This is a genomic window from Deinococcota bacterium (assembly GCA_030858465.1).
GTDB lineage: Bacteria > Deinococcota > Deinococci > Deinococcales > Trueperaceae > JALZLY01.
On sequence record JALZLY010000079.1, the window covers coordinates 1 to 3128 of the forward strand.

Genomic DNA, 3128 nt, shown 5'->3' on the forward strand with positions numbered 1-3128 from the left:
ACTACAAAGGCTACTGGGCGCACTATCTCCGTGTTGCAGGGTGAGTAGCCCTCAATTCGAGAAAGTCGAGCTTTTTCTACCAGTTCTACAAGGAGGAACTACCATGAACGACGTTTTAACGCGTGCAGAAACGTTTATTTGGAAAAACGCCCGTCTCTTGGAGCGGCAGCGCTTCGCCTTTCACTTTAGGAGCGGCTCGAGGGGAGCGGTGCTCGCGGCCTTAGCGGCCTACCGGAACGAGGACGGCGGCTTTGGCAACGCGCTCGAGCCGGACATCCGCTGCCCGGACAGTCAGCCCGTCCCCGTTCAACACGCGCTGGAAATTATGGACGAAGTGGGTTTTGACGAAGAGATAGCGCAGCGCGCCTGTGATTTTCTCCTGACCATCACCACCGGGGAGGGCGGCGTTCCCTTCGTTCTGCCTTCCGTTCAGGGCTATCCACATGCTCCTTGGTGGAGCACGAAGGACGACCCTCCTGCCTCGCTAAACCCCACCGCCGCCCTTGCAGGCTTACTCCACAAACATCACGTCCACCATCCCTGGCTGGAAGGAGCGACGCTTTACTGCTGGGAAAACATCCCTGACCGCCTGCCGGAGGATATGCACGAGATGGCGGTCGTTCTCACCTTCCTCCACCACGTTCAGGGCCGCGACCGGGCCGAGCGCGAGTTGGAGCGTCTGCAAGAGCATCTTCTCTCTTCAGGACTGGTTGCCGGTGTTCACGAGAGCGGCTACGTGAAAAAGCCTCTCGATTGGGCGCCGACGCCGGACCACCCCTGCCGGTCCCTTTTCAGCGACGAGGTGATCGGGGCGAACCTTGACGAACTCATCGCTCAGCAGCAGGAGGACGGCGGCTGGCTCGTCCCTTGGCCGGCCCTCAGCCCCGGCTGCGAACTGGCGTGGCGCAGCTGGGTCAGCCTTGGCGCCCTGCGGACCCTGCGGGCCTATGGACGCCTCGAGAGCTGAGCCGCAAAGGCCGAACCGGGTCAAGCTGTTTGCAGCTTTGGCTCAAGGGTCTTCTACGACGAAGATGAGGGTAAAGGTCTCCTGCTCGTTCTTCCGGTTGGTGGCGGTGATGCTCTCCCGGCCCGGCGCCGTCGCCAGGTAGAGCCCGGAAGCGTCGATCTGCCCCAGGGCGGCCTGCCAGCGAACGGAAGCGACAGGAGCCTCCCCGATCTGAAAGGTAAAGCTTTCCTGCTCACCCACGAGCAGCCTCACGGGCCTGGGGCTGATAGCTCCCGTGCCGCCCTGTGGACCAAGGCCGACCAGCTCCGTGGGCCTGTCGGTGAGATCGTTGATGCGCCAGTAGGAGGCGCTGCCGCGAAGGTGCATGTTCGCTTCGGCGAGCTCTAGGGGAAGTCGGCCGTTTATCTCGCTGTTGACATCGGCGCCACAGTCGAGCAGGGTATGGATACCTCGCTGGTTGGTGACGACCCGTTGCAGTTCCCCTTCCTCGGACAGCCCACCCATGACGTAGCTGAGCGCGGTGTTGCCCAGGGCGTCGGTGGCGTTTAGGACCTCGCCCCCTGCACCGCAAAGGATGCCCAGGACTTCGGCATTCGGATTGTGCCGAGCGGCCAAGATGAGCGCGGTCGCCCCGTCCGCGTTGACCGCGGCGATGTCCGCGCCGAGCCCCAGGAGCAGGCGCAGCATGGCCGGGTCGCTCCCGGGGTCCGCGGCCAGGAGCAGGAGAGGCGTGTTGCCCCCTTCGTCTTGGCTCTCGAGTTCCGCTCGCCAGTACACCAGGCTCCTGACGACGGCTTCGCTCGTAAAGGCCGCGTAGTGCAGAGGGCTGTAGCCGAAGCGGGTCTTGGCGTTGACCTCCGCCCCCGCGCGGATGAGCGTCTCGACGAAGGAGACCTCGTTGCTGAGGACCGCGTGCATGAGCGGGGTCATAGTCTGAGCGTCGCGGCGATCGATGCCTACCCGGTTGGCGACAAGGTCGTCAAAGGCGTCGTAGTCGTAGCTTTGGATGGCGGTGACGAGCGGCTCGCCGGCTCGAGCCCCGACAAGTCCCACACAGGCATGGATTGCAAGCAGCAGAACGGTGAAACCCCAACGCTTGAACACGCTACCCTCCCAAGCTGAAACCATCGGAAACCATTGTACTCGAAGCGGCGCGGCCGGGTATGATGACAGCCATATGATGACACCCATATGATGACACCCAGAGGAAGGTGAAACATGTCGACCTTTTTAGCCATTATCGGATACGCCCTACTGATCGGCGCGGGCATCAGCGTCCTGGCGGCCGCGGGAGTCTTGTTCGGCAGCTTTTTGCAGAAGTCGACGATTGACGACGCGCACCATTAGCCCCGGCTCTTGGCGTTGTTGTGCGGCGGCGAAGTCTCTCATCGTGCTGCCCTACGAGTACCCGCCTGATCCGTCTTAACAACTGACTTGACAACTGAACATTCCTGCCGCACGAGCGGCGTTAGGATAGCTGGCGATTCGGCCGCTATGGCTCGACAACGCTATGGCTCGACAACGCTATGGAAGCCTGGCAGCGCAACCTCTACATCCTCATCTTCGCCCAGCTCGTCACCGCGGTGGGCTTCTCGAGCATCTTTCCCTTCCTGCCCCTCTACGTCGGCGCCCTGGGCAGCCAGAGCGGCCTCAGCGTCGAGCTCTTGGCGGGCCTGGTCATCTCCGCGCAGGCCTTGACCATGATGATCGCCTCGCCGATCTGGGGCAGCGTCGCCGACCGCTACGGGCGCAAGCGCATGGTCGAGCGGGCGATGTTCGGTGGCGCCATCATCATCCTCTTGATGGGCTTCGTCCGCTCGGCCGAGGAGCTCGTCCTGCTCCGGGCCCTCCAGGGCCTGGTAACCGGCACCGTCGCCGCGACCAACGCCCTGGTCGCCGCCTCGGCGCCGCGCGAGCGCACGGGCTACGCGATGGGCCTCTTGCAGGTCGGCACCTGGAGCGGGGTGGCGCTCGGCCCCATCCTGGGCGGGCTGCTCTTCGACGCGGTCGGGCCGAGGGCGGCCTTCTACGGCACCGCCGTCTTGCTCTTCATCGCCGGGGTGATCGTCTGGCTGGGAGTCCAGGAGACCTTCACGCCCAAGACCCGAGAGGAGCGAAAGGGCTTTGTGCTCGAGTGGCGGCAGGTGCTCGCCACGCCCGG

Annotated in this window: 3 protein-coding genes; 2 read left to right on the plus strand and 1 reads right to left on the minus strand. The window is 63.9% G+C overall.

Annotation, left to right across the window (positions count from 1 at the left end; genetic code table 11):
* Positions 1-103 precede the first annotated feature (103 nt).
* Entirely contained in the window at positions 104-967 is an 864-nt protein-coding gene (locus tag M3498_03725) for a hypothetical protein (GenBank protein ID MDQ3458404.1), read from the plus strand.
* A gap of 42 nt (positions 968-1009) precedes the next feature.
* Here M3498_03725 and M3498_03730 read toward each other — a convergent pair whose 3' ends face one another.
* A complete protein-coding gene (locus tag M3498_03730; GenBank protein ID MDQ3458405.1) occupies positions 1010-2071 on the minus strand; it encodes an ankyrin repeat domain-containing protein in 1062 nt (353 codons plus the stop codon).
* A gap of 422 nt (positions 2072-2493) precedes the next feature.
* Between M3498_03730 and M3498_03735 the strand changes: the two genes are divergently transcribed.
* Positions 2494-3128: MFS transporter (locus tag M3498_03735; protein MDQ3458406.1), on the plus strand; the 635-nt coding region annotated here is incomplete at its 3' end.